The organism is Arthrobacter terrae (assembly GCF_015708085.1).
Taxonomy (GTDB): domain Bacteria; phylum Actinomycetota; class Actinomycetes; order Actinomycetales; family Micrococcaceae; genus Arthrobacter_M; species Arthrobacter_M terrae.
The window spans coordinates 68,933-94,009 of record NZ_JADNYM010000002.1; the positions used below are offsets into that span (position 1 = coordinate 68,933).

Here is a 25,077-nt window from a genome sequence, read left to right on the forward strand (position 1 = left end):
ACCACATCCCCCAGCAGGGCCACCGGCGCGTCCGAAGCCGGATCCGCCGTACCGGACACGGACCAACTGTGGCAGATCGTGCTCGGCGAGCTGGACCAGAGGATGGGTGTCGTCATCCTGGAACAATCCGCGCAGCGGGTCGTCGCAACGATGCCGGTGGAGGGAAACAGACAGTCCTTCGGCATGCTGCACGGCGGCGCCTCGCTGGCGTTCGGTGAGGCCATCGGCTCCTGGGCCGCCGTCATCCATGCCAGCGCCACCGGCCGGACCGCCGTCGGCGTCGATGTTTCGGCCACGCACCACCGGTCTGCCCGCAGCGGCCTGGTCACCGGCGTCGCTACAGCAATCCATCTGGGCCGGACCACGACCAGCCATGAAGTGATCCTTTACGACGAGCAGGAGCGGCGCCTGTGCACGCTGCGGATCACGAATCTCATTTTGGACCGCCCGAATCCCTGAACCGCCCGATTCCTTGACGGCGCGAATCCCTGAACCGGCCGACTGCCTGACGGCGCCCCAGCGGCAACGAGGCTCAGCGCCCCTCGGCCAGGCGGCAGATTGCCCTATCAATCAAAAGGTTGATGGATACGAAAACCGGGCAGACTAAACTGAAAAATATGGAAACTTTGCTGAACGTACTGCATGTTGTCACCGCCGTTTTTCTGATCGGCCCGATGGCGATTCTGCCGATGTCCGCCATGCGAATGCTCCGCAACGGCCGCAAAAGTGAAGTTGCTTCGCTGGCAAAATCGACGAATATCTTCACGCTGCTGTCCCTGCTGGTAGTCGTCTTCGGTTTCGGCGTACTCGGGATGAGTGATCCGAAGTATCATCTGTCCGTCACCACCGGATGGGTCCTGATCTCGATCATCGCCTACGTCGTGGCGCTGGCACTAAACCTTTTCGTCGTAGTGCCCGCTATGCGCAAGGCGGCCGACAGCCTCCAGGTCGTTGCCGCCGGTAATGTATCCGCGGGCAACGAATTTGCACCGGATGGCGGGGAAACCGCACCCGTCCAGGCACGCACGGGATACCCGCAGATCGCGATCTCATCGGGGGTCGTCACATTGCTGCTGGTGCTCGTCGTCGTGCTCATGGTCTGGAAGCCGTAGCCGCAGGCTCACGCACTGCTGCCGAATTTGAGTCTGTGGACCAGGCCGTTGCGCACCGTGGGCCATTCGGTATCGATGATGGAAAACACCACAGTGTCCCGCAGTGACCCGTCGGCGAGCCGACTATGATTGCGCAGCACACCGTCCTGCTTGGCGCCGAGCCGGGCGATGGCTGCCCTCGACTGCTGGTTCATCCAGTGCGTGCGGAATTCCACGGCGATGCAGCCCTGGACATCGAAGGCATGGGAGAGCAGCAGCAGCTTGGACTCCGCGTTGGTGCCGGTCCCCTGCACACCAGCGGCATTCCAGGTGGAGCCGATCTCCAGGCGTCTGTTGGCCGCATCGATGTTCATGTACGTGGTCATGCCGATAATCCTCCCGTCCGCGTTCCGGCGGGCCGTGAACGCAATCATCAGGCCCAGCTCCTGCAGCTCCAGCCGCCGCTCAATTTCCGCGCCCATTTCCTCCGGACGTGGTACGGAGGTATACCAAAGGTTCCATAGTTCGCCGTCTTGGACCGCGGCCACGAGGCCGTCGTGATGGTCTGTGGTCAGCGGCTCCAGAGTGACCAGCTCTCCGGCAAGAGTGAGCGGTTGTATCGGCATCATTGGCCGAGTATAGCGGGGCATCCGCCGCAGGAAGCAGACCCGGAAGCTGTGTCATAAGTCCCGGTGTCGGCGGTTAGCCCGGGTGGCTAATCCTTCCAGTCAAAGAAGCCGCTGCCGGACTTGCGCCCCAGTTCCCCGCGTGCCACCTTATCGCGCAGTATCTGCGGTGGCGCGAACCTCTCCCCCAAGGTCGAGTGAAGATACTCCGCAATCCCCAGCCTGACATCCAGTCCGACGATATCCGTGGTCCTTAGCGGCCCCACAGGGTGCTTGTAGCCCAGCACCATGGCCGCATCAATATCCGCAGCCGAAGCAACGCCGTCTTCCACCATCCGCATGGCTTCCAGTGCTATAGCCACCCCCAGACGCGAGGAGGCAAAGCCCGGTGCATCCTTGACCACCACGGGCGTTTTACCCAATGTCTCCACCCAGCCGCGGGCCCGCGATTCCAACTCAGCCGAGGTCTGCTCGGCCAGTACTATTTCCACCAGCAGCGACGCCGGCACCGGGTTAAAGAAGTGCAGTCCGCAGAAACGCTCGGGCCGTTGCAGCTGCTTCGCCAAGGAGCGGATGGACAGGGATGAAGTATTAGTGGCCAGCCAGGCATCGTGCTTCAACTGCTCCTCCACAGCCTTCAGCGCGGTACTTTTAAGCTCAAAATCCTCCGGGACCGCTTCCACCACTAAGGTGCAAGCGGCAAAGACGGCGAAATCGGTGGCCACGCTGACCCGCGAAGCCAGAGCAGCCAATGGCTCCGTTGAAGTCCCGCGCTCCACGCTTTTGGCCAGCGCTGCGGTGACGCGATCAAGCGCCGCGGCGGCAGCGTCGTCGTCGCGCTCCACGACGACGACGACGGCGCCGGCCGCGGCAAAGGCATGCGCAATACCGGCTCCCATCCGGCCGCCACCGAGCACCCCTACGAACGCGGGAACGGCACGTTCCTCAGAGACGGTGGAATCAGTCATTTTTTGTCCCCGTTGTCCTCGCTGGTGTCCGGCTTTTTGTCCTTCTTGTTCTTGTTTTTGTCCAAAAAGGCCTGCATGCGCTCGAATTTGGCAGGGGATTCAAAGAGCACAGCCTGAGCGTCCATATCTGCCTGCGGATGCATCGTCCGGGGCAGATGGAAAACTGCCTTGGTGAACTGCACGGCCAGGGAATCCTGCTTGGCGATTTGGTCCGCAAGTGCGTTCGCCGCGTCCAGCAGAGCATCCGGCTCGTGCAGCTCCGTCACCAGGTGCAGTGCCAGCGCCTCCTGCGCGTCCAAAACGCGCCCGGCCAGCAGGATTTCCTTGGCCACCGGCTCGCCAACAAGCTCACGGAGCCGCCAGCTGGCTCCCGCCGCCGCCATGATCCCGAGCCCGGTTTCCGGATTGCCGATTTTCAAGGACGGCGTCCCGATCCGGAAATCAGCTGCATAGGCGAGCTCTGCACCTCCGCCTAGGGTGTAGCCATCCAGCGCAGCGATAACGGGCATCTTCAGGGCGGAAATCCGAATAAAAAGCCTAATGTTGATGCCCTGCAGCGCGTCGGCGCGTCGGCGTTCACGCAGCTCGGCAATATCCGCACCAGAGGCGAAGACAGGCGTGCCTTTCGCGCCGGGGGTGGGGTAGCCGCCGGAGAGAATCAGAATTTTCGGCGTCGCCTCCAACCGGGCGCAGACGTCGTGCAGCTCATCCACCATCTGTTGGTTGATCGCATTACGCGCCTCGAGCCGGTTCAGCCGGACCAGCATCCGGTCCGCCTGCTCCTGAACCAGCAGGGTTTGGTACGTCCCAACAGCGCTGTCCGGCGCCACGGGGTTTTCCGACGTCACGGGGTTTTCCGACGTCACACGGTTTTCCGACGTCACACGGTTTTCCGACGTCACACGGTTTTCCGACGTCACACGGTTTTCCGGAATCACAGGGCCGCCACCATCATGGCCGTGCCCTGTCCAACACCTACGCACATCGTCGCGAGACCGGTCTGCACCCCTTCGCGTTCCATCCGGCCCAGCAAGGTGATGGCGATCCGGGAACCCGACGAACCCAGGGGGTGGCCCAAGGCAATTGCGCCGCCATCCCGATTAACGATCTCCGCATCCAGGCCCAGCCGGCGGATGCAGGCCAAAGATTGGATGGCGAACGCCTCGTTGAGTTCCACGGCGCCGATCGCGGACAGGTCGGTACTCGTACGAGCCAGCAGCTTCTGCGTCGCCGGAACGGGCCCCAGCCCCATAATTTCCGGGGCCACGCCGGCGCTGACGCCGTCCACAACCCGGCCGCGCGGTGTCAGGCCGAACCGCCGCAGCCCGGCTTCGCTGGCCACAATGATCGCCGAAGCGCCGTCGTTGACCGACGACGAATTGCCGGCCGTGACAATCCCGCCGGGTTTCACAATAGAGCGCAGCTTTCCGAGCGCTTCGGCAGTGGTCTCGCGGCGCGGCCCCTCGTCCGTATCCACCAGACCTTTGGCCGTCTGCACTGGAACAATTTCCGCCGCAAAACGTCCGGCATCGATGGCAGCGATCGCCTTGTGGTGTGAGGCGAGGGCAAAGGCGTCGGCATCCTCGCGGCTGATGCCGTCGAGTTCGGCGACTTCCTCCGCGGTCTGAGGCATCGAATATATCGCCTTGTCCCGCGCTTTGAAAGCCTTGTTGGCGAAACGCCAGCCGATCGAAGTATCGGCGAGCTCGCCGGGTTTAGCGAAGGCCTTCTCCGGTTTCGCCAGCACCCACGGCGCGCGGGTCATCGATTCCACACCCCCGGCAATCACCACATCTGCGGCACCGGACTTGATCATCTGTGCGGCCATAATGATCGCGGAAAGTCCCGACGCGCAAAGTCTGTTCACGGTTATCCCTGGAATTTCGTCCGGCAGGCCCGCCAGCAGCGTTGCCATTCGCGCCACATTCCGGTTATCCTCCCCGGCCTGATTGGCACAGCCAATGATCACCTCGTCGATCCCTGCGGGATCCATCCCGGTCCGTGAGAGTGCTTCGCTAATGGTCAGCGCGGCAAGGTCATCCGGCCGAACATCCGCCAGCGCTCCGCCGTACCGCCCCACCGGGGTCCGTACTCCGCCGACCAGAAAAGCCTGAGGTCCGTTAGTGGCGTGCGTCATCAGAACTTCCTTCGCGCATAGGGGGTCAGGTCGCCTGGCGTTCACCGCTGCCGACGTCCGGGCAAGGATTACCGACCGCTCGTTCTATAAATAAAGCACGACGACGACGCCCGGTCAACCGGCGATCTTTCGATCCGCTTAAACCGGACGATCAGATGCACAGTGCCCGCCGCTGAACGCGCCGCCGTCCATTCGCAGCACAGTTCCGCCGTCGACCGCTTTGAACCATTGCTTTAGTGACCGGTCGTGGCTGACCATGATCAGTGTTCCGGGATAAGTGGTGAAAACCTCTTCAAGCTCCGCCACCAGGACTGGCGCCAAGTGGTTGGTCGGTTCATCAAAGACAATGACGTCGTAGCTGCCCACCAGCAGCCGGGCCAGCGCCAGCCGCCGGTACTGCCCCACGGACAGCGAGCCGACCGGAATGTAAAAGTCCTCGGTCCGGAACAGACCCAGCCGCAGCAGCCGGTCTGCATGCTCGTCGATATTTCCGCCCCGACCCGCCGCGAACGCCGGAAGGAGCCGGCGCTGGGGATTTTGCGCAGGTGCCAGTTCCTGCGGCAGGTAACCGAGCGCGCCGTATCTGACGACAGAGCCGCTGTCCGGTTCCCGGGCGCCGGCCAACACATCAAGCAACGTAGTCTTGCCCGCCCCGTTGGGACCGGTAATAAGCAGCTTTTCCCCCGCTTGGACGCTAAGACGCGGCACCTTCAGTCGTCCCGCGACGGCAATGGCGTCGGCGGCCAGAACTTCGCCGTGGTGTTTCCCCGCACCAAGGTCCGCAGCCAGCTTCAACGGCTCCGGCGGGCGGGCCACCGGATTATCCTCCAGCCGACGCAGCCGCTCCTGGGCGTTGCGGATTCTGCTGGCCGCCGCCTGCTCCCAAGTTTCAGCCTTGAAACCAAAGGCCATTTTGTCGCCGTCGCGCCGCCGTCCGTAGCCCAACTTTTGAGCCACGGTCTGCGCCTGGTGTCTTTCGGCCGCCATGGCGTCCAGCCACTGCTGGTATTGCTGTTCCCAGCGCCGCCGTTCGGCAGCCTTCTCGGCCAGATAGCCCACGTAACCATTACCGTACCGGCGTACCTCTCGCCGGTCGGCGTCGACCTCAATAACGGCAGAGGCAATTCGCTCCAGGAACGTCCGGTCGTGGGAAATGGCGACTACGGTCCCCCGCTGTCCACTCAGCTGCGCCTCCAGCCATTCGACGGCGCCGATATCCAGATGATTGGTGGGCTCATCGAGCAACAGAATGGGCGGCGGATCCGCCAGCAGGCAGGCCAGCGCTAATCGTTCCTGTTCGCCCCCGGACAGGGATGCCAGCATCCGTTCACGCCTAATCTCTGCCAGACCCAGGTGGTTCATGGCGGAGTCGACCCGGGCATCCGCCTGGTATCCGCCGCGCAGCTCAAATTCGCCGAGCAACGCACCGTAGTTCTCTAGTTCCTCCTCCGAGGCGCTGGCCATAGTCTGCTCGAGGCCTCGGATCCGCAACTCCAATGCCCGAAGATCGAAAAGTGCCCTGTCAATGGCTTCTGCCACGGTGGAGCCTGGAAATCCCTGCATGGTCTGCGCCAGATAGCCGACGTCCGCACCGACGGTGACCCGGCCGCCGTCGGGCGCCTCCACCCCGGCAATCAGCCGTAGCAGCGTAGATTTCCCGGCACCGTTCTCGCCGACTACCCCTACGTGCTCGCCGGCATCGATGGCCAAATCAACATGGTCCAGCAGGAGCTTGGCGCCGTAGCCGTGCGAAACATCCCACAGGGTTATGGCCCCGGGCAGCTGGTCAATGGGTGGTGTCATGTGAAGTCCTTGCGGTTTCGCCAATAAAGTTTGCCGCTGAAGACCGCTCGCCGCTGTGTCCGGCACGGGCTCGAAATCGCGTTACTTCTTCATCTTCAAGCCTGCGGCAACGAATAGCCGCACGTCAATAACGGGCCCTGCTGATCCCCTTCGGAGAGCACCGGTGGGTTTAATGCGTCCTCGCCCGCGGCCGGTGGTGCTGTCCGGATGGGGAGGACCGGGGAAAAACGCATAAACTCGATGCGTGACTACAGCTGATCGCGCCCAGGAATTGCCCGCCAAAGTATCGGATGTCTTCGATCCGCAGCGCTGGCGGGCTGTCAGCGGTTTCGAAGACCTGAGCGATGTAACCTATCACCGCCAGGTGGATCGCGCGGCGAACCGCGATCTGCCCACCGTGCGGATCGCGTTCAGCCGCCCCGAAGTGCGCAATGCCTTCCGCCCGGGCACCGTCGATGAGCTGTACCGCGTGCTGGACCACGCCCGGATGACGCCGGACGTGGCGACGGTCCTCCTGACAGGCAATGGCCCTTCGACCAAGGACGGCGGCCACGCCTTCTGCTCCGGCGGGGATCAGCGCATCCGCGGCCGTGACGGCTACAGATACCCCGCAGAAAACACCGACGGCCAGTCCCAGGAAACCATCGATCCGGCGCGGGCCGGCAGGCTCCACATTCTGGAAGTCCAGCGCCTGATGCGGACCATGCCCAAGGTGATCATCGCCGTCGTCAACGGATGGGCGGCCGGAGGGGGTCATTCGTTGCATGTGGTGGCGGACCTATCCATTGCGTCCCGGCAACACGGCAGGTTCAAACAGACGGACGCCACCGTCGGCAGCTTCGACGCCGGCTACGGTTCGGCACTGCTGGCCCGGCAGATCGGCCAGAAAGCGGCACGGGAAATCTTCTTCCTGGCGCGTGAATATTCCGCAGAAGACATGTACCGGATGGGTGCCGTCAACGAGGTTGTGGACCATGAAAACCTGGAGGAAGTGGCGTTGGAATACGCCGCTGACATCGCCCGGCAGTCCCCGCAGGCTATCCGAATGCTCAAATTCGCCTTCAATCTGGCCGACGACGGGCTGGCCGGGCAGCAGGTCTTCGCCGGTGAGGCGACCCGGCTGGCCTACATGACGGACGAGGCGGTGGAGGGCAAGGATGCCTTCCTGGAAAAGCGCGACCCGGACTGGTCCCGTTTCCCCTACTACTTCTAAGGAGCCGCAGGATGGATATCGACCCCGTGCTCAGCGCCTTAGCCGCGGCACTTTCCGGCGATGGGCCGGCAGTCCAGCTGGAGCCCGCTTCCTCGCCCCATGCAGCACCTGGTGTCACGCTCCTTCCAGAGACCGGATCAGAGGGCGGGAGTGAAATCGCCGTCGTCGTTTCCACCTCCGGTTCCACCGGCGTACCCAAGCGGACGCTTCTGAGCGTTGACGCACTGGCCGCTTCTTCGATGGCGACGGCGATCGCACTCGGGGGCGAGGGGCAGTGGCTGCTGGCGCTGCCGGGCCATTATGTTGCCGGGATCCAGGTGCTCGTGCGTTCATTGTTCGCCGGGACCAGGCCGTGGGTGATGGATCTCTCCGGCGGCTTCACCGCCGCCGCCTTTACCGCCGCCGCCACGGAAATGACCGATCGGATTCGATACACGTCCCTGGTGCCGACCCAACTGCAACGCCTGCTGACCGACCCGGTGCCGGACACGCTCGCCGCTCTGCAGCGCTTCAATGCGGTTCTGCTCGGCGGCTCGCCGGCGGCGCCCGGGCTGCTGGAGACCGCCCGCGGTGCCGGAATCAACGTGGTCACCACCTACGGCATGAGTGAGACCTGTGGAGGCTGTGTGTACGACGGGGTCCCGCTGGACGGCGTGCAGGTCGCCATCCGGGGCGGCCGGATCTGGCTGGGCGGGGACGTCGTTGCGTCCGGGTATCTTCACGCACCCGAAAGGACGGCGGAGAGCTTCTATCCGGGTCTCCCCGAGTCTCAGGCTCAAGCCGGCACCGATTCCGCCCGCCGCACGAACGGCGGCCGCACGGGAAGCACCCCGACGCGTTGGTACCGTACCGAGGACCAGGGCGAGCTGAGCACGGATGGAAAGTTGACGGTCCTCGGGCGGGTGGACGATGTGATCAACACAGGAGGCATCAAGGTCTCCGCTAAGCTCGTGGCGGACCGGCTTCGGCTCGCGCCCGGCGTCCAGGACGTCTTTGTAGCCGGCCTCCCCGACCAGCAGTGGGGGCAACGGGTCTGCGCCGCCGTCGTCGGGAGCTGTACGGTGGAAGAACTGCGTGCCGCCGCCGACCCGGTGAGCGAGCCCTACGCGGTCCCCAAAACGGTGTTGTTCATGACCGAACTGCCCATGCTGGCCACGGGGAAGCCGGACCGGCAGGCACTGCTGAAGGCCCTCGCGGCAGCGGAACCAACGTTCATCGAAGAATAAGGAGTAACCTCGTGGCCACTGCCGGTCAATGGATCGAAGGAGCCCGGCTGCGCACGCTGCCGATGGCCATTGCGCCGGTTATTATCGGCACTGCTGCCGCATACGATCTGAGCGCTTTCCGGCCCGTGAACGCTGTACTTGCGGCGCTGGTGGCTTTATTGCTGCAGATCGGCGTCAACTATGCCAATGACTATTCCGACGGCGTCCGGGGAACGGACGATGTCCGGGTAGGCCCGCTGCGGCTCGTCGGTTCCGGCGCAGCGACGCCACGGCACGTGAAGATGGCTGCCTTTGCCGCCTTCGGGCTCGCCATGCTGGCCGGACTGGTGCTGGTGATCCTTTCGCAGACCTGGTGGCTGCTGCTGATCGGTGCCGGGTGTGTGCTCGCGGCATGGGGTTACACGGGAGGGAAAAATCCATACGGCTATCTGGGCCTGGGAGACGTGTTCGTCTTCGTCTTCTTCGGCCTGGTCGCCACCCTAGGCACCACGTATACACAGGCTGAGGAACTCAGCGCCGCGGCCATTGTTGGAGCCGTCGGGACAGGCTTGATCGCCGTCGCACTGCTGATGGCTAATAACGTCAGGGATATCCCAACCGACACCGAGGTCGGGAAGCGGACCCTTGCCGTTCGGCTCGGGGACCGCAATGCCCGGCTAAGCTACGTGGCAATGCTGGCAGTAGCCCTGCTGCTGGTGCTGGTCATCGCGCCGCAGAAACCCTGGATTCTCCTGGTGCTGCTGCTGATACCCGCCTGCCTGATGCCCAGTTGGCTGATGCTCAAAGGCAAGAAACGCAAGAGTCTGATTCCGGTACTCAAACAGACCGGTCTGATTAATCTGGGCTACAGCATCCTGTTCGCCGCTGGTCTGGTCTTATCCAAGGCGTGGTAGCCGGCGCCGGTGCTGACAGTTACTCCTGCCGCCGGTGCTGACAGTTACTCCTGCCGCCGGTGCCGACAGTTACTGCCGGTCCGCAGATCCGGATCAGAGGAATTCCCGCGGAATTCCGTCCGGCATCATGGGATTGCTTTTAGCCGCCGGCGCCGCGGGCGGATTCCTGCGCCGATCCGCGTCCACGGTGACGTCCGGGTGGGCATCCGTCATGGTGTCCTCGGCGTCTGCATCCAACAACTCCGTCGCGCTCCGGATCGGCTTGGCATTAGCGGAAAAGCGATTGCGCAGTTGCTCTGCCGCCGCCTCCCGCTGCGGCCGGAAGAAGAGATAGCTGACGCAGAATGCGATTAGCACAGCGAAGATTCCCGCCAGGATGGGCGCCATCCCCAGCAGCAGGAACAACACCAACAACGGCACAAAGACGCCGGCACGGATCAGAAAATACTTAAAGAAGGCCACGTCTAGAGTTTAGCCGCTGAAGCTGGGGACTCTGCCGGGAGCTTTGCCCACGCGTACACGTTAGAATGAAGCATGATCCGCCTTCTTATGGTCATTCTTCCACTGGCCTTCCTCATTTACGGGCTGATCGACGCTCTGCGGAGCGACGCCGCTGACGTCCGCAGCCTGCCCAAGACCGCTTGGGTCCTGATCATCATTGTGCTGCCGCTGGTTGGTGTTGCCCTCTGGCTCATCTTTGGGCGTCCCGATTATGCTCCGCAGTCCAACGCTTATCCGAAGCAGCCCGTCGCGCCGGATGATGACCCCGACTTCCTGCGCAATCTGGAGACAGCGCGCCGGCACCGGACCGAGGACGAGCGGCTGCGTAAACTCCAAGCCGACCTCGAGGCCCGCGAGGCGAAGCTTCGGGAGGAAAAACCGGACGACGACGGCGCAAGGGACGGCACGAACCGCCAGGACAAGCCGGGTTCGGCCTCCTGACGTATTTTCCCCGAAACGTCACTAAATGCCGCCATCAACCCCCTTTAGTCAGCACTTAACGACGTCTCGGCAAGTCCACACCTGTGGAAAACCGATTCGCTTGCCGGTTTTTCGGATCACACTGGAGAAATGCGTCCTGCTTCCGAGCTGCCGAAGCTCTTTAACACCCGTGCTTTCACGCTGGGTCAGGGTACCGCAGCAGATTTGACACTTCGGCGGCTGCTTGGCGCGGACTTGATTCGTCCGACCCGTGGAGTCCGGCTCCACTCTTCCCTGGCAGCTGAACTCCTGGAACGCGCTGTGGCCTATCAGCTCGCGGTTCCGGATGGTGCGATCAGTCATATCACGGCCGCAGTTGTGTGGGGCTTCTGGCTTCCGCTGGAATCCGACGTTGTCCGCGGGCGGAAGGCCGTGGTTACCCCGGAGCGAACGTGGTGCGACCTTGCGGCCATGGCCCGGCCCGACCGGACATGATGTATGAAAAATACAAGATTGCACTGCAATACGACGGAGGTCATCACATCAGTGAGTCGCAGCGCCGCCGGGACATTGGCCGCCCCGGCGAACGGTCAACTGATCCCTGCGTAGGAGTGCAGCCCGGCGAAGTAGACATTGACGATGCTGAAATTAAAGACCACGCAGAGGTAGCCGACGATGGACAACCACGCCGCACGTGTCCCGGTCCAGCCCCGGGTAGCCCGGGCGTGCAGGTATCCTGCGTAAACGACCCAGATGACGAACGTCCAGACTTCCTTGGTATCCCAGCCCCAGAAGCGCCCCCAGGCCGCTTCCGCCCAGATGGAACCGAACATCAGCGTCAGGGTCCAGCCCACGAACGCAATGGCGTTGATCCGGTAGGCCATATTCTCCAGGCTCAGAGCCGGCGGGACCAGCCGCATGAATGGCAGCTTGTCCGCCGCGCCGCCGGTCAGGGCGGTCTCGCGGCGGGACTGCACCAGCTGCAGCACGGACATGGCGAAAGTCAGGGTGAACAGTGCCGAGGACATCACCGCAATAGAGACATGAATGATCAGCCAGTAGCTCTGCAGTGCCGGAGGCAAGTGACCGGCCGGCGTCCAGAATGCCACGGATGCGGCAGTCATCATCACCAGCACCAGACCAATGACGAACGTTCCCAGGAAGCGCAGGTCCCGGCGGGTGAGCACAATCAGGAAGACTGCCGCGACCACGAAACCGCCGGTAGTGCAGAACTCGTACATGTTCCCCCACGGCACCCGTCCGGCGGCAAGGCCCCGAGTCAGCACCCCAGCGCCGTGAACAATGGCCGCAATCAGCGTCAATGCCACGGCGACCCGTGCCGTTGCGCGGCGGGTAGTTCCATAGCGCATCGAATCATCAGCGGTTGCTGCGGTGCCATCAGCGCCACCGGCGGGGACTGCCGCGTGGAAAGTGGGCCGTTGGACGCGGCCTTCCGGGCCTTCCAATACCGTTTCCTGGTATGGGTCCTCCGGCGTGCTCCCGGAACCGGCACCGGACATCGCCCCCACACGCTTCTTTGATGCGGCAGTGGCAGCCTGCTGGCTCTGTTCCAGCACAGCCTTCGTGGTGCGGCTGTTCTGCACCAAGTCCCAGGCGAACGCGATGAACGCGATCGCATAGGCGATAGCCGCCAGCAGCATAAATCGCTCGCTGTACAGGGCGAATGTCTCATTGATATGTGGCATTACTGGTCCTTACCTACGGTCGCAGAGCCGGTGCCCGCCGGCTGTGTTGATGATTGCGTCGATGCAGATGACGCCGTTAATGTTTGAACCCCGTTGCTATCTTCCGCCCGATCAGCCGCCGGTGCCAACCAGCGCTTTTCCAGCAGACCGCGGATGGTCGCAGCCTCCGGTGCCAGCCGGTGGTCCTCGCCGCGGGCCAGTAATCCGTACTCCACCATTGTCCGTCCGTCCGGATGGTTTCCGGTCCTGATCCAGACCCGGCGCCGATTAAGGAACAATGAACCAACCAGGCCGAGCAGACCCGTCACGCCGAAAATCAGGGTCCACAACTGCGCGGGGTTGTGGTGAATATCCAGGGCGACGTACCGCTTCAGGCCGTCGAAGCTGATGCTTCCCTTGCCCTCGGGAAGCGTGTAGGAGGCCCCCGGGCTCAGGACAATGCCACCGGCCGCCAGATCCCTGCCATTGAGCTGCGTCAGTTTGGAGGTGTCGAGGGTGAAGACATTCTTCGGCTGGCCTCCATCCAGCCCCAGGTTTCCGTAGTACGCGTTCAGATTCAGCTGCGGGTTGAACGGGTCCGGGTCTGACGCAACCGCAACACCCTTGTCATTGATCAGCGCCGTTGGCAGGAAAAAACCAACAAACCCCAGCTGGCTGGGCTTGGCGTCGGGCGCCTTGATGACCAGCAGCGAGGTGTAGGCACCATCGCTGGGAACGGAGACCACAGGTCCCTGAAACGCGACCTTGCCATTCCCATCCTTGACCGTGACTACGGGCGCGTAACCGTTCCCCACGAGATAAATACTGGTGCCGCCGAGGCTGACCGGCGCGTTGACCTTCAGATCCTGCTGCTGAGCGGGCGACGACGGCGAGGACTTGGTGGTCAGGCTGGCCTTAAAGTCCAACGGCTGCCCGTAGTGCGCCTTCGATTCGCGGTCAAACGTCACACTGAATTTATCCAGCTGAACCGAATACGGCTCCAACTGCGAAGCGCTGAAATTGCTGCCCGGTGTAAAAGTGTCATAACCGACCAGGGTGTTCACAAACGTCTCTCCCTCCACCAGCACCCGCTGTCCGCTGTAGCCGAACAGGCCACCGAGCGCAACGGAAACCAGGACTCCGATCAGGGCCGTATGAAACAGAAGGTTCCCCACTTCCTTGCTGAAGCCACGCTCGGCCCCCACAGAGGGCCGCACACTCTGCGCATCGCGGACCTCTACCCGGTAGCCTCGGGATTTGAGCGTCGCCGCAGCATCCTGAATCGCCCGCCCCGCGCTGATTCCGCGGTCCGGCGGAATTTCCAGAGTCCCGTATTCCGGCAGCCTTGACAGCCGTCGCGGCGTCCTCGGGGGCTGCGATCGCATCGCCTTGTAATGCGCAATCGCACGCGGAATGACGCAGCCGATCAGCGAAACAAATAGCAGCAGATAAATGGCCGAGAACCATGGCGAGGAATAAACATCGAAGAGCTTAAACCAGTCAAGCACCGGCCCGGTATCAGGATGGTCCTGCAGATACTTCGTGACCACCTCGGGACTGGCCGGACGCTGCGGAAAGAGCGAGCCGGGAACCGCGCCGACGGCCAACAGCAGCAGCAGGAAAAGCGCGGTCCGCATACTGGTCAGCTGCCGCCAGCCCCAGCGCAGACTGCCGATAAATCCCAGCCGCGGCAATACGACCGCCGCGGTTTCCGGTCCCGGAGTTGCCGACCCTGACGTCTCCGGCCCTGGACTTCCCGGTCGGGCGTTGTCCAAAGCATCACCAGCGGTGGAATTCTGTCTCTTAGTCACGGCATCTTTCAAAGAATCGGTGTTGTTATACGGATCGGTTTCGCTCATCAGATCGGCAGCCTTACTTCATTGGCAAACCAGAACTGCAATTGGTTGATCCAGGTGCCCCACAACCCGGTCACCATCAGCACGCCCAAAACAATCAGCATCCCGCCGCCAAACCATTGCAGGGCCCGGCGGTGGGTGCGGAAGAAGGCCAGTGCACCAAGCCCGCGACGCACCCCCAAGGCGATCAACAGAAACGGCACGCCAAGCCCAACACAGTAGACAAAAGTCAGCACGGCGCCCTTGGCCGCGCTTGAACCATCGGAAAAGGCCAGCGCCTGTACTGCGCCGAGGGTCGGACCGGTGCAAGGAGCCCAGCCAAGCCCGAAGGTGATTCCCAGTACCGGCGCACCCCATAAGCCGGCTGGAGTCCGGCTGTGGATTTTTGCTTCCCCTTGGAACCAGTTCAGCCCGCCCAGGAAAATCACTCCGAGCACTATCACCACCACGCCCAGTAGCTGGGTCACCCACGCCGCGCTTGGCCCTTTAAGCCATGCGCCCAGCTGACCAAAGACGGCGCCGATCAGCATAAAGACGACGGAAAATCCCAGTACAAACAACCCGATGCCGGCAACCATCCGGCCGCGGCGCTGCTTTTGCAGATCGACACCGGTGAGCCCGCTGACGTATCCGAGATAGCCCGGGACCAGCGGCAGCACGCACGGAGAAAGGAAGGAGACAAGTCCGGCCAGGAGGGCTACGGGCATGGCGAGCAGCATCGAGCCGCTAAGCACCGTCTCGGCGAACGGATTGTTCACGGGCTTTCGGCCAGCGCAGCGGTGATGAGCGTTTTCAACGTACTCTTGTCCGCCAAGCCCAGAATCCGAGCCGAGACTCTGCCCTTTTTGTCCAGCACCAATGTGGTGGGAACGGCTGCCGGTGGAACGAACTCCGTTAGTGCCAGCAGCAGGCCGCCGTCCTTATCATTGAAACTCGGGTAACCGAGCGAGAAGGTCCGGGTAAAAGCGTCGGCGGTGGGCGCTTCATCCCGGATATTGACTCCATAGAAAATGGCACCTTCCGGATTAAACGTTTGATACAAACTCTGCAGATCCGGTGCCTCAGCCCGGCAGGGTGCGCAGGCGGCGTACCAGAAGTTCAGCACCGTGACTTTACCGGCAAACGAGTCCGAGGAGACTACCGTTCCGTCAAAGAGCCTCCCGGAAAAGCGGACCGCGGGTTTGCGTTCGGCTGCCCCGTATTCAGTCACGGAGCCGTCGCCGGCTATGTAGTTCTTGTTGTCCCCTGCATTCGCCTGCTGCGCCAGCGGGTCCTTGGCTGTACACGCGGACAGGGCAAGAGTGAGGACGGCGCCGGAGGCAGCCAGCAGTGAGCGACGGCTCATTTTCGTGCTCACGGAATTATCCACATCCAAATTCTACAACGCGTCGAAAAGTAAGCCTTTCCTCACCACCGGGCACTTCCTCACGCCCCCGGCGTTGTTGCCGCACCGGGCAGCAGCGCGGCGGCGGGTTCGCTGTACCGCACTGCTGTCACGGCGTCGCCGGCGAACACCAGGGATGTCAGCGATGCCAGAGTGCATTCGCGGTGCCGCGGGTCGTGCCACAATGGCTTATTTTCCGCCGTCCGCCGGGTCACCCAGATGGGAAGCTGGTGGCTGACGAGCACTGCTTCGGCACCATCGCCGCCTAGTTCCAACGCACGGCGTCGAGCTTCCTGGACGGCTTCCATGACACGATTGGCCTGCTGTTTATATGGCTCTCCCCAGGAGGGCCTCAGCGGGTTCCAGAAATACGGCCAGTGCCGGGGTTTGAGGATTTCGTGCCGGGACACCTTTGACCCCTCGAAATGGTTCTCCGCCTCGATGATTCTTGGATCCGTCACGATACTCAGTCCCAACGCCTCGGCGGTCGGTTGGGCCGTTTCCTGAGCACGAGTCAGCGGTGAGGCGACCAGATGGACCAGCTTGGCGCCGTCGTCCGAGCGTTTTTGCAGATGCTCAGCCACCAAGGCAGCCATTGCATGGCCTCGTTCGGACAGATGAAACTCCGGCAGCCTGCCGTACAGGACACCATCGGGATTGAAGACCTCGCCGTGGCGCAGCAGATGGACAGTGATTTCAGGCATGTCACTAAGTTTCTCAAAGGTGCCGGGCAATCGCTAAATCAGCTGATTCCCAGCTTGGGGCGGCAACAGTTCACAGCTGCACGGAAAAGAATTTGAGAACGGCGGAATAATAGATGCGTTTGCATACTTATACCTGTCGATGGACGGGAAACCGTCACTCGGCCACTTCCACACCAGACCATTGCCCGGCAAGCATTTCCACAAGGAGAACCAATGTCTACTTCACCCCAGCTCACCTCGACCGGCCTGACCCAAGGCGTTTGGAACCTCGACCCCTCCCACAGCGAGGTGGGATTCACCGTCCGGCACGCCGGCATCAGCAAGGTGCGCGGAAAGTTTACTGACATCGTCGCGACGGCGACCGTGGGCGAGACAGCCGCCGACTCGTCCGTGACGGCGACCATCCAGGCAGCCAGCTTTGACTCCGGCGACGCCAACCGCGACGGCCACGTCCGCGGCGCCGACTTCTTCGATGTGGAGCAATTCCCGGAACTGAGCTTTGCATCCACTTCGATCGCCGGTTCCGGGGACGACTACGAGCTCTCCGGCGATCTGACCATCCGCGGTATCACCAAGCCGGTCACTTTTGAGACCGAGTTCAACGGCGTAGCCGTGGACCCCTTTGGCGCCACCCGCGCCGGATTCTCCGGAAAAACCAGCATCAGCCGCAAGGACTTTGGCCTGACCTGGAATGCGGCCCTGGAAGCCGGCGGAGTGCTCGTCGGAGATAAGGTCACCATTACCCTTGAAGTGGCTTTCGTCAGAGCATAATTTCCACAGCGCCGCAGGGAGCGGCCACCTGGTGCGCGCGGGGGATGCCGCGCGCACGACGGGTGGCCGCTTTTGCTTTTCCACTGGGTCCTACAGACTCCGCGTTCCCTATGCAAGGCGTTGGGCCCGGGCTAAAGTTTGACCATGAGCACACCGTCTGAGAATCCCCGGTCCGAGCAGCCCGGCACGCAGCCCCCGACCGGATACCCGGGCCCCGGGCCGGCGAGCGACCCGGCAACGGGAGCCCGGCCACAACAGGTTCCGCCGGGTTACACATCCCCAACCGGTAATCAACCGCCGGCCTACCAGCAACCGCCGGCCTACCAAGGACCCGGCTACCAGCAACCGCCGGCCTACCAGGGACCCGGCTACCAGCAACCGCCGGCCTACCAGGGACCCGGCTACCAGCAACCGCCGGCTTACCAGCACGCCGCCGGTGGATCCCAGAACGGATACCAGCAACGGCCGAAATCGCCGGCCGCCAATTTCAGAAATTTTCCACAACGGCTTCAAGACCTCAGCTTAATTCCGCGCGAAGTAAAAAATGCTTACCTGCTCTTTGTTGCCGGCGCCCTACTGAACGTGCTGGCATCCCTGATTGAAATTTTTGCGGCCGGGAGCCGAGGAGGCCTTTTCGTCGCAGCCGGAATTGTCGGGTTTGTCTTCGCTGTCATCTTTGCAGCCGTCTTCATCTGGTTCGCCCTCCTCACGAAGGAAGGAGTTGGCTGGGCCCGCATCGTCATGATCGTATTGGCAGCCCTGAGCATCATCGGTGCCCTTGTCTCGCTCATCGGAATGTTCGCCAGCATCATTGGCTTCATCAACGTCTTGGCCTACGTCGCCTCCATCATCGGCGGCATCATGCTGCTGCTTCCACGGTCGCAGGCATACTTCGCAGCCCGGAGGCCACAGGGGCCCCTGCGGTAACCAATCGGAGAGACGAAAAAGCAACTGCGATACGCCGGCCGCGGTAGGGTTGATGAACCCCACCGCGGCCGGCGTTTTTGGCGCAACCTATGGCACAGATCCTGCCGGCGACGTTACAGCACAGAGCCATCAGCCACTGATCGATTGGATTCCCATGAGCACCCCCGAGGAAGAGCCCGCGACTGGTGAACAGCCGCCAGGGCCCGGCCACTATGGGGAGATAGCTCCGGGTGTCCCCCGCTATGGGCAGTATGCACCGCCAGGATTACAGTCACCGGCCGCGGAGCCCGTGCCGTCTGCTGCACCGCTGCCGGGAAGCACCCAGCGCACCGCACCGCGCCAGGTTGAGGTTGCGTTCTGGCTCATCCTCGCAGCCGCTGTCATCGAGGCCTTGCTCGTAATCCTGGGCGCCTTCGCGCTGTTCACTCCGGCCGGACAATCCACGGCGGGGCAAATGCTCCGCAACGCCGGGCTCACCGACGAAAGTATGCTGCAGCCGCTGCTCATTACGGCGTTGGTCATCAGCGCTGTTTCCGTCGGCATCTATGTTCTTCTCGCTTACCAGATCCGCAGGGGCCGTAATTGGGCCAGGATTACCGGAGCCGTCCTGGCTGCGGTGTCCTTGCTGTCCTTGCTCCAGCCGGACCTGATCACAGCAGTCCAAATGGTCCTGGGCGTCGTCGCCATCATTTTGGTGTTTTTGCCGTCCGTCCGGAGTTATTTCAGGCACTAGGGCGTCCCGGGCCGTCGCCGGGTTCGTGGATGCGCTGGGCGTGATAAGCCAGAATCTGCAGCTCGGTGGCCATATCCACCTTGCGAAGATTGACGGAGTCGGGGACCTGCAGGACCACCGGGGCAAAGCTCAGGATGCTGTGTACGCCGGCAGCGACGACCCGATCGCACACCTGCTGGGCGACAGTGCCCGGCAGCGCCAGGACGACCATGGTTGCCCGTGTGCGTGCCAATACCACTTCCAGGTCCCGCACATCGCTGACCCTGAGCCAGCCGACCTCGTTGCCGACTATCAGCTGATCCGCGTCAAAAAGCGCAACGACGTCGAAACCTCGGGATTCGAAGCCGGTGTAGCGGGCCAAGGCACGGCCCAGATTCCCGGCACCGACGATGGCGACCCGCCAATCGTGCGTCAGCCCCAGGGTGGCCGCAATGTTGCCGCTCAAACGCTGGACTTCATACCCGACGCCGCGTGTGCCGTGCGAACCGAGGTAGGACAAGTCCTTGCGGACGTTGGAGGAACTTACACCCGCGGTTTCCGCCAGCGCCTCCGACGAAACCCGCTCGACGCCGTCGGCCAGCATGGCCGACAAGGAGCGCAAATAAACGGTCAGCCTCGCCACGGTCGCGGAAGGCAGCTGGCGCGTCATTGCCGGCAGCGCCGCAGGGGAGGACGGCCGAATCTCAGATGTGGTCAAAGACGTTGCTCCCCAAACTCTTCCAGTGCAATCCACGGCGGAATTCCACGGCGGTAGAACTCCACTGTAGAACGCCAAGCCGGGCCGGCCAAGCCGTGAAGGCGGCGCTTAGCCGGCAGGTGGCTCCATAATCGCCAGCAGAGTGCGGCGCAGCCGCCGCGGATCGATGGTCCAGAAATCCCGCTGCACGCCGTTGACCAGCACCACCGGAACTTCCTCTGCGAAGCGCCCGGCCAGCGCTGCGTCGTCGTCCAGTGAGCGTTCCTGCCAGGTCAGCCCGAGCTCCGCAGCCACGGCAGCCACCACCGCGCGGGCATCCGCGCACAGGTGGCAGCCGGTCCTGGTCACCAAGACGAGTTCCGGCTGCGCCGCTGACGGCCCGGAGGAACGGCCGGCGCGCTCGGGTGTGTGCATGGTACAAATCTAGCCTCCAGGGAAAGGCCGCACGGGCGCTAAGACGCGGATTCAGGTATTGGGCATTCCGATTGACTAGACTCAACCCATGCCCGAAGTGAACATAGTTACAGCCGGGGAAGACTCGGCTAGCTCGGACCACGAGGGCGAAGCCGCTTTTTTCGACGTGGACAATACGATGATGAAGGGCGCCAGCCTCTTTCACGTGGCGCGCAAAATGTACCAGAAGAAAGCCTTCACCCTTCGTGATGCTGCCGGATTCGCCTGGAAGCAGGCAAAATTTGTGCTCCGCGGTGAGACTCTCGAAGATGTCCATTCCGTCCGGGATTCGGCGTTGGTTCTCGCCGCCGGCATTCCAGTTGAAATGGTCCAGACCATGGGTGAAGAAGTCTTCGACGAGATGATCGAGTCGAAGATCTGGCCCGGTACTCTCGCGCTGGCCCAACAGCACCTGGGCAGTGGCCGTCCTGTATGGCTGATGACCGCCACACCCATTGAAGTAGCCAGCGTGATCGCATCCCGGCTGGGCCTCAGCGGCGCCTTAGGCACCGTTTGCGAGATCAAAGACGGAGCTTATACGGGCAAGCTGGTGGGAGATATTCTGCACGGGCCGGCTAAAGGGGTGGCTGTGCGTGAATTGGCCGAGCGCGAACAGCTGGATCTGTCCCGTTGCTGGGCCTACAGCGACTCGTTCAATGACGTCCCCCTGCTGAGCGCCGTCGGGCACCCGGTGGCCATTAACCCGGACGCCCGCCTGCGCCGGCATGCACGGGACAATAACTGGCCGGTCTATGATTTCCGCTCCGGCCGCCGCGCCGCGACCTGGGGGCTGCGCGCGGCAACCGGCGCCGGGATCATTTATGGCGGGTGGAAAGGCTTCAGCCGCTTCCACCGCTGAAAAAAGAACCCGTCACCGGGACCGGTAACGGGTTCTTTCACGCGCTGTGAAATATCTCTACTTCTTGTTGCGGCGCTGGTGACGGGTCTTGCGAAGCAGCTTGCGATGCTTCTTCTTGGCCATACGCTTGCGGCGCTTCTTGATAACTGAACCCACGAAAGTCCTCACAAACTGTTGAGCGACAACGTCCTTGCGGGCGGTTGTCAAGGAATTAGCTGACCGATCACAAGGTATCGGTCACAGCCGAAAATGGATCTTTAACAGGGTACCGCTTCTAAGCCGTGTGCGCCGAACCAGCCGCCCCGCGATCCGCCGCGCCTTCGACAAATGCTGACTCCACAAGGCCGGCCACCGCAGACTCAGGGATGCGGTAGGACCGGCCGAACCTTACAGCCGGAAGCTCCCCGGAATGTACCAAACGGTATACGGTCATCTTCGATACGCGCATCACGTCAGCGACCTCGGAGACCGTCAGGAAGCTCGCGTTCGAAAAGGTCTTTTCCTGCGCCATAATTTTTCGCATTCCTTCACTGGCGTCCATCGGTGACGGCACTCAAGGACGCCTGATCCACCAATTATCCGTGTCAAAACAACTTTAGGGGTAGAAGTGGCTATTGTGAAAGTCTTCTGGCATTATGACCTTTTCGATGGGCTGCGACAAGGTGTTCGAGCACGCCGGTGCTGCGGCGGGTGCGTGAACTTCCGGCTAAATGGTCCAGCACTTCAACTGTGACGTCCCACGCCATGCAGGCGTCAGTCACGCTCTGCCCGTAGGTCAACCCGGCGGTCCCGTTGGCTACGGCGCAGACGTCCAGTTTCTGGGCCCCACCGACCAGGAAGCTCTCCAGCATGACACCGGCAACTGCCTGCGAAGCCGCTCCGCCGGCCTCCAGCTGAGCGCCGATCTCCAATGCCACCTCCGCCTGGCGATGGTGGCTCTTGCCGCTGTTCGCATGGCTGGCGTCAATGATCAGCCGCGGATTCAACGCAGCGCGGGCAAGCCGCGCCGAGGCAGCGCCCACGTTGACGGTCCCGTAGTTTGGCCCCTGCCGGCCGCCACGCAGGATCAAGTGAGTATCCTGGTTGCCCGCAGTCGCCACCAGCGCCGCACGTCCTTGGACGTCGATCCCGAGGAAGGACTGCGCGGCAGAAGCGGCAGAGCATGCATCCAACGCCACTTGCAGATCGCCGTCGGTCCCGTTCTTGAAACCCACCGGCATGGACAGTCCGGAGACCAGCTGCCGATGGATCTGACTCTCGGTGGTGCGTGCCCCTATTGCACCCCACGACACCAAGTCGGCGGTGTACTGCGGGCTTATCGGCTCCAGAAATTCGGTCCCGACGGGCATGCCCAGCTGGCCGACCTTGAGCAGGAATGCGCGCGCCATGCGGAGCCCGGCACTGATGTCATGGCCGCCGTCCAACCCGGGATCATTGATCAGCCCCTTCCAGCCCACCGTCGTGCGCGGCTTCTCGAAGTATGTCCGCATCACAATCAGCAGGTCTTCCTTGTGGCGCTCGGCCAGCGAGACCAGCCGGCGCGCGTACTCCAGGCCGGCCGTCATGTCGTGGATGGAGCACGGGCCGACAATCACCAACAGGCGGTCATCCACCCCGTCCATGATGGCCCGCACCTGGTCACGTCCACGGGCGACGGCGGCGCTCACCTGAGCGGACAACGGCAGCTCCTCGGCCAGCGCGGAGGGCGACGGGAGCGCGGTGAACCGGCTGACGCGAAGGTTAGAGGTGGCCGGCACCTCGGCCGCCCGCTGGGCTGGTGCGCTGCTGTTCATGGGTCCTGCTCCTTAGCTGGAAGCGGGCCCTGGACAGAACCCGCCGGAAATGGCGAAGGACAGAGAATAATCTCTGTCCTGTTGGCTCTGAAGGTTGGCTGCGTGTCAGTTAGACGCAGGCTCCTCCAGAGCCAACGAAAAATACGCATACCAACGGTTTGTCATAGCCACACCCTAGCCTTGACACTGGCCGCCCGCAAACTGCGGACAACGCCAGCCCTCAGCTCCCCTGGATTAGATCAGGCCCTGGGCAAGCATGGCGTCCGCCACCTTCACGAAGCCGCCGATATTGGCGCCCACCACGTAGTTGCCCGGGGCCCCATAGGTTTCTGCGGTTTCCGCACAGCGGTCGTGAATACCCACCATGATCTCCGTCAGGCGTGCCTCGGTATGCTCAAAGCTCCAGGAATCCCGGCTCGCGTTCTGCTGCATTTCCAGCGCAGACGTCGCTACGCCGCCGGCGTTGGCGGCCTTCCCGGGCCCAAAGAGGATCCCCGCGTCCTGGAACAGCGCCACGGCCCCGCTGGTGCACGGCATGTTGGCACCTTCGGCCACGGCGAGCACGCCGTTGTTCAGCAGCCGACCGGCGGCGTCGCCGTCGAGTTCGTTCTGCGTTGCACAGGGTAAGGCGACCGCGGCCGGCACGTCCCAGACGGATCCGCCCTCCACATAGCTCACGGAGGACCCGCGGCGGGCGGCATAGTCGCTGAGACGACCGCGCTCCACTTCCTTAATCTGCTGCAGCAGGTCCAGATCCAGGCCCTGTTCATCCACCACATAGCCGGCGGAATCCGAGCAGGAGACCACGTTCGCGCCAAGCTGCCGGGCCTTGGCGATGGCGTAGATGGCGACGTTTCCGGAACCCGATACCACCACACGCTGGCCGTCCATGGACAATCCCCGCGTCTTGAGCATCTCCTCGGTGAAGAGCACGGTACCGTAACCGGTCGCTTCCGGCCGGACCAGTGAACCGCCCCAGGACATGCCCTTGCCGGTCAGGACGCCTGATTCAAACCGGTTAGTGATCCGCTTGTACTGGCCGAAAAGGTAGCCGATCTCACGACCGCCGACGCCGATGTCTCCGGCTGGGACATCGGTGTACTCGCCAATGTGCCGGTACAGCTCGGTCATAAAGGACTGGCAGAACCGCATTACCTCGGCGTCGGATTTTCCGCGCGGGTCAAAGTCCGAGCCGCCCTTGCCGCCGCCGATCGGCATGCCGGTGAGCGCGTTCTTGAAGATCTGCTCGAAACCGAGGAACTTCACTATGCCCAGATACACCGAAGGGTGGAAACGCAGACCGCCCTTGAACGGGCCCAGCGCCGAGTTGAATTCCACCCGGAAGCCCCGGTTGATCCGGACCTGGCCCGCATCATCCATCCACGGTACCCGGAAAATGATCTGCCGTTCGGGCTCACAGAGGCGCTCGAGCACTGCGGCGTCCAGAAATTCCGGGTGCTTGTCCAACACCGGTCCGAGGCTTTCAAAGACCTCGATAACGGCCTGGTGGAACTCGTCCTCCCCCGGGTTGCGTGCTAATACCTGATTCCGGATGGCTTCCAGTCTCGTGTCCATGGGTAAAGTCCCCTCTACAAGTCATGCGCATCGCAGCGTACAGATGCGCAAAAAGTCGGCACTGTTTCTACTCTATCGTTCCAGCCCGGAGGTCCTACGTGTCAATTATGGGCCACCCGACAGGGCGAAAATGCGTAGCGGCCGCGGCCCCGGACGCGTCACATTGCTGCACATTCATGCGCGGTCAGTCCCTGCGGCGGCCGAATTTGGGCAGATTCGCGAATAGATCGGCGGCCTTGTACGCGGCGCGCCCCACACTCCGGCCCAGTTGCTGCGGCATTGATCCATCGCCCTGCGCCGTCATGGACGGGCCCGCAGCGGGGAGGATGGCGGGGGCCTCGGTCACGGCCGCCGGAAGAATGTGCCCACTATCCGGTGCATGCACCGCCTGCAGTCCGGACGCGTCGGGGGAAACGCCGTCGAGCGGGGAAGCCGGAACCGCGCCGTTGAAACCGGCGAGCCATCCGCTCACGAGTTGCAGTCCCATGGGGTTGAGCGCGTAGAAACGCTTCTGTCCCTCGGCTCGCATGGTCACCAGGGAGGCCTCCCGCAGCACGCGCAGGTGCTTGGATATGGTCGGCTGGCTCGCACCGAGTTCGTCAACCAACTGGCCTACCGCTTTATCCCCCGCTTTGAGCGAATCCAGGATGTCGCGCCGGGTCACCTCCGCGATGACCGCGAAAACATCGTCATTCACCATGCCCCAACCCTAGCGATATATGCGCCCGAGGGCATCCGTGTCCGCTCCCGTCCGGTCCATCC

The 25,077-nt window shown here is 62.8% G+C and carries 29 protein-coding genes; 11 read left to right on the plus strand and 18 right to left on the minus strand.

The window, feature by feature from the left end; translation table 11 throughout:
• Positions 1–102: 102 nt before the first annotated feature.
• A complete protein-coding gene (locus IV500_RS01530; protein ID WP_230854358.1) occupies positions 103–459 on the plus strand; it encodes a hotdog fold thioesterase in 357 nt (118 codons plus the stop codon).
• Positions 460–617: 158 nt separating this feature from the next.
• Complete coding sequence (locus IV500_RS01535) at positions 618–1,112, plus strand: DUF2269 family protein (RefSeq protein ID WP_196395069.1); 495 nt, start codon at positions 618–620, stop codon at positions 1,110–1,112.
• Between the two features lie 8 nt (positions 1,113–1,120).
• Here the strand turns inward: IV500_RS01535 and IV500_RS01540 are convergent, their stop codons facing one another.
• The 5 genes from IV500_RS01540 to abc-f form a co-directional block, all read right to left on the minus strand.
• Positions 1,121–1,720, minus strand: coding sequence for a GNAT family N-acetyltransferase (locus tag IV500_RS01540; protein WP_196395070.1), 600 nt, complete (start codon positions 1,718–1,720; stop codon positions 1,121–1,123).
• An 86-nt stretch (positions 1,721–1,806) separates the two neighbouring features.
• Positions 1,807–2,685 carry a 3-hydroxyacyl-CoA dehydrogenase family protein gene (locus IV500_RS01545; RefSeq protein WP_196395071.1) on the minus strand — a complete coding sequence of 293 codons (879 nt, stop codon included), beginning with the start codon at positions 2,683–2,685 and terminating at the stop codon, positions 1,807–1,809.
• Positions 2,682–3,452 (minus strand): enoyl-CoA hydratase/isomerase family protein, encoded by a 771-nt coding sequence (locus IV500_RS01550; protein ID WP_196395202.1) that lies wholly within the window; start codon positions 3,450–3,452, stop codon positions 2,682–2,684. Before IV500_RS01550 ends, IV500_RS01545 begins: the two co-directional genes overlap by 4 nt.
• Before the next feature lie 167 nt (positions 3,453–3,619).
• Complete coding sequence (locus tag IV500_RS01555) at positions 3,620–4,822, minus strand: acetyl-CoA C-acyltransferase (RefSeq protein WP_196395072.1); 1,203 nt, start codon at positions 4,820–4,822, stop codon at positions 3,620–3,622.
• Between the two features lie 138 nt (positions 4,823–4,960).
• Positions 4,961–6,625, minus strand: coding sequence for a ribosomal protection-like ABC-F family protein (abc-f, locus tag IV500_RS01560; RefSeq protein WP_196395073.1), 1,665 nt, complete (start codon positions 6,623–6,625; stop codon positions 4,961–4,963).
• 244 nt (positions 6,626–6,869) lie between these two features.
• Here abc-f and IV500_RS01565 point away from each other — a divergent pair, with 244 nt between their 5' ends.
• Genes IV500_RS01565 through IV500_RS01575 form a run of 3 tightly spaced genes read left to right on the plus strand, consistent with a single transcriptional unit; the run spans position 6,870 to position 9,957 of the window.
• The gene (locus IV500_RS01565; protein ID WP_196395074.1) at positions 6,870–7,838 is read left to right on the plus strand and encodes a 1,4-dihydroxy-2-naphthoyl-CoA synthase; all 969 of its coding nucleotides are present in this window, start codon (positions 6,870–6,872) and stop codon (positions 7,836–7,838) included.
• A gap of 11 nt (positions 7,839–7,849) precedes the next feature.
• Entirely contained in the window at positions 7,850–9,064 is a 1,215-nt protein-coding gene (locus IV500_RS01570) for an AMP-binding protein (protein ID WP_196395075.1), read from the plus strand.
• Positions 9,065–9,075: 11 nt separating this feature from the next.
• Positions 9,076–9,957 carry a 1,4-dihydroxy-2-naphthoate polyprenyltransferase gene (locus IV500_RS01575; protein ID WP_196395076.1) on the plus strand — a complete coding sequence of 294 codons (882 nt, stop codon included), beginning with the start codon at positions 9,076–9,078 and terminating at the stop codon, positions 9,955–9,957.
• Positions 9,958–10,050: 93 nt separating this feature from the next.
• On the opposite strand, the gene IV500_RS01580 is transcribed toward IV500_RS01575, so the two are convergent.
• On the minus strand, positions 10,051–10,419 hold the full coding sequence (locus IV500_RS01580) for a DUF4229 domain-containing protein (RefSeq protein WP_196395077.1): 369 nt from the start codon (positions 10,417–10,419) through the stop codon (positions 10,051–10,053).
• A 72-nt stretch (positions 10,420–10,491) separates the two neighbouring features.
• On the opposite strand from IV500_RS01580, the gene IV500_RS01585 reads away from it, so the two are divergent.
• On the plus strand, positions 10,492–10,899 hold the full coding sequence (locus IV500_RS01585) for a PLD nuclease N-terminal domain-containing protein (RefSeq protein ID WP_230854331.1): 408 nt from the start codon (positions 10,492–10,494) through the stop codon (positions 10,897–10,899).
• A gap of 129 nt (positions 10,900–11,028) precedes the next feature.
• On the plus strand, positions 11,029–11,373 hold the full coding sequence (locus IV500_RS01590) for a hypothetical protein (RefSeq protein WP_196395078.1): 345 nt from the start codon (positions 11,029–11,031) through the stop codon (positions 11,371–11,373).
• Positions 11,374–11,468: 95 nt separating this feature from the next.
• On the opposite strand, the gene ccsB is transcribed toward IV500_RS01590, so the two are convergent.
• The 5 genes from ccsB to IV500_RS01615 all read right to left on the minus strand — a co-directional run bounded on the left by ccsB (position 11,469) and on the right by IV500_RS01615 (position 16,507).
• Positions 11,469–12,584 (minus strand): c-type cytochrome biogenesis protein CcsB, encoded by a 1,116-nt coding sequence (gene ccsB / locus IV500_RS01595; protein ID WP_196395079.1) that lies wholly within the window; start codon positions 12,582–12,584, stop codon positions 11,469–11,471.
• The gene (gene resB / locus IV500_RS01600; RefSeq protein ID WP_196395080.1) at positions 12,584–14,422 is read right to left on the minus strand and encodes a cytochrome c biogenesis protein ResB; all 1,839 of its coding nucleotides are present in this window, start codon (positions 14,420–14,422) and stop codon (positions 12,584–12,586) included. Before resB ends, ccsB begins: the two co-directional genes overlap by 1 nt.
• A complete protein-coding gene (locus IV500_RS01605) occupies positions 14,422–15,177 on the minus strand; it encodes a cytochrome c biogenesis CcdA family protein (RefSeq protein WP_196395081.1) in 756 nt (251 codons plus the stop codon). Before IV500_RS01605 ends, resB begins: the two co-directional genes overlap by 1 nt.
• Positions 15,174–15,764 carry a TlpA family protein disulfide reductase gene (locus IV500_RS01610; RefSeq protein WP_196395204.1) on the minus strand — a complete coding sequence of 197 codons (591 nt, stop codon included), beginning with the start codon at positions 15,762–15,764 and terminating at the stop codon, positions 15,174–15,176. Before IV500_RS01610 ends, IV500_RS01605 begins: the two co-directional genes overlap by 4 nt.
• An 80-nt stretch (positions 15,765–15,844) precedes the next feature.
• Positions 15,845–16,507 (minus strand): histidine phosphatase family protein, encoded by a 663-nt coding sequence (locus tag IV500_RS01615; RefSeq protein WP_196395082.1) that lies wholly within the window; start codon positions 16,505–16,507, stop codon positions 15,845–15,847.
• A gap of 213 nt (positions 16,508–16,720) precedes the next feature.
• Between IV500_RS01615 and IV500_RS01620 the strand changes: the two genes are divergently transcribed.
• From IV500_RS01620 to IV500_RS01630, 3 genes are all read left to right on the plus strand, one after another.
• Complete coding sequence (locus IV500_RS01620) at positions 16,721–17,278, plus strand: YceI family protein (protein ID WP_196395083.1); 558 nt, start codon at positions 16,721–16,723, stop codon at positions 17,276–17,278.
• A gap of 144 nt (positions 17,279–17,422) precedes the next feature.
• Positions 17,423–18,205: a hypothetical protein gene (locus IV500_RS01625; protein WP_196395084.1), complete on the plus strand. Its 783-nt coding sequence runs from the start codon at positions 17,423–17,425 to the stop codon at positions 18,203–18,205.
• Positions 18,206–18,257: 52 nt separating this feature from the next.
• The gene (locus IV500_RS01630) at positions 18,258–18,938 is read left to right on the plus strand and encodes a hypothetical protein (protein ID WP_196395085.1); all 681 of its coding nucleotides are present in this window, start codon (positions 18,258–18,260) and stop codon (positions 18,936–18,938) included.
• Here the strand turns inward: IV500_RS01630 and IV500_RS01635 are convergent.
• Both IV500_RS01635 and IV500_RS01640 read right to left on the minus strand, forming a co-directional pair.
• Complete coding sequence (locus IV500_RS01635; protein WP_281063959.1) at positions 18,928–19,635, minus strand: redox-sensing transcriptional repressor Rex; 708 nt, start codon at positions 19,633–19,635, stop codon at positions 18,928–18,930. The two genes, IV500_RS01630 and IV500_RS01635, sit on opposite strands and share 11 nt — an antisense overlap.
• A gap of 108 nt (positions 19,636–19,743) precedes the next feature.
• A complete protein-coding gene (locus IV500_RS01640) occupies positions 19,744–20,049 on the minus strand; it encodes a glutaredoxin family protein (RefSeq protein ID WP_196395086.1) in 306 nt (101 codons plus the stop codon).
• Between the two features lie 88 nt (positions 20,050–20,137).
• On the opposite strand from IV500_RS01640, the gene IV500_RS01645 reads away from it, so the two are divergent.
• Entirely contained in the window at positions 20,138–20,947 is an 810-nt protein-coding gene (locus tag IV500_RS01645; RefSeq protein WP_196395087.1) for an HAD family hydrolase, read from the plus strand.
• A gap of 57 nt (positions 20,948–21,004) precedes the next feature.
• Here IV500_RS01645 and IV500_RS01650 read toward each other — a convergent pair whose 3' ends face one another.
• The 5 genes from IV500_RS01650 to IV500_RS01670 all read right to left on the minus strand — a co-directional run bounded on the left by IV500_RS01650 (position 21,005) and on the right by IV500_RS01670 (position 25,015).
• The gene (locus tag IV500_RS01650; RefSeq protein WP_003792170.1) at positions 21,005–21,103 is read right to left on the minus strand and encodes a 30S ribosomal protein bS22; all 99 of its coding nucleotides are present in this window, start codon (positions 21,101–21,103) and stop codon (positions 21,005–21,007) included.
• Between the two features lie 118 nt (positions 21,104–21,221).
• Positions 21,222–21,458 (minus strand): helix-turn-helix domain-containing protein, encoded by a 237-nt coding sequence (locus IV500_RS01655; RefSeq protein WP_196395088.1) that lies wholly within the window; start codon positions 21,456–21,458, stop codon positions 21,222–21,224.
• 100 nt (positions 21,459–21,558) lie between these two features.
• Entirely contained in the window at positions 21,559–22,740 is a 1,182-nt protein-coding gene (locus IV500_RS01660; protein ID WP_196395089.1) for a 3-deoxy-7-phosphoheptulonate synthase, read from the minus strand.
• A gap of 234 nt (positions 22,741–22,974) precedes the next feature.
• Positions 22,975–24,315, minus strand: a complete 1,341-nt coding sequence (gdhA, locus tag IV500_RS01665) for an NADP-specific glutamate dehydrogenase (protein WP_196395090.1) — start codon at positions 24,313–24,315, stop codon at positions 22,975–22,977.
• Between the two features lie 184 nt (positions 24,316–24,499).
• Positions 24,500–25,015, minus strand: a complete 516-nt coding sequence (locus tag IV500_RS01670; RefSeq protein WP_196395091.1) for an ArsR/SmtB family transcription factor — start codon at positions 25,013–25,015, stop codon at positions 24,500–24,502.
• Between the last annotated feature and the right edge of the window lie 62 nt (positions 25,016–25,077).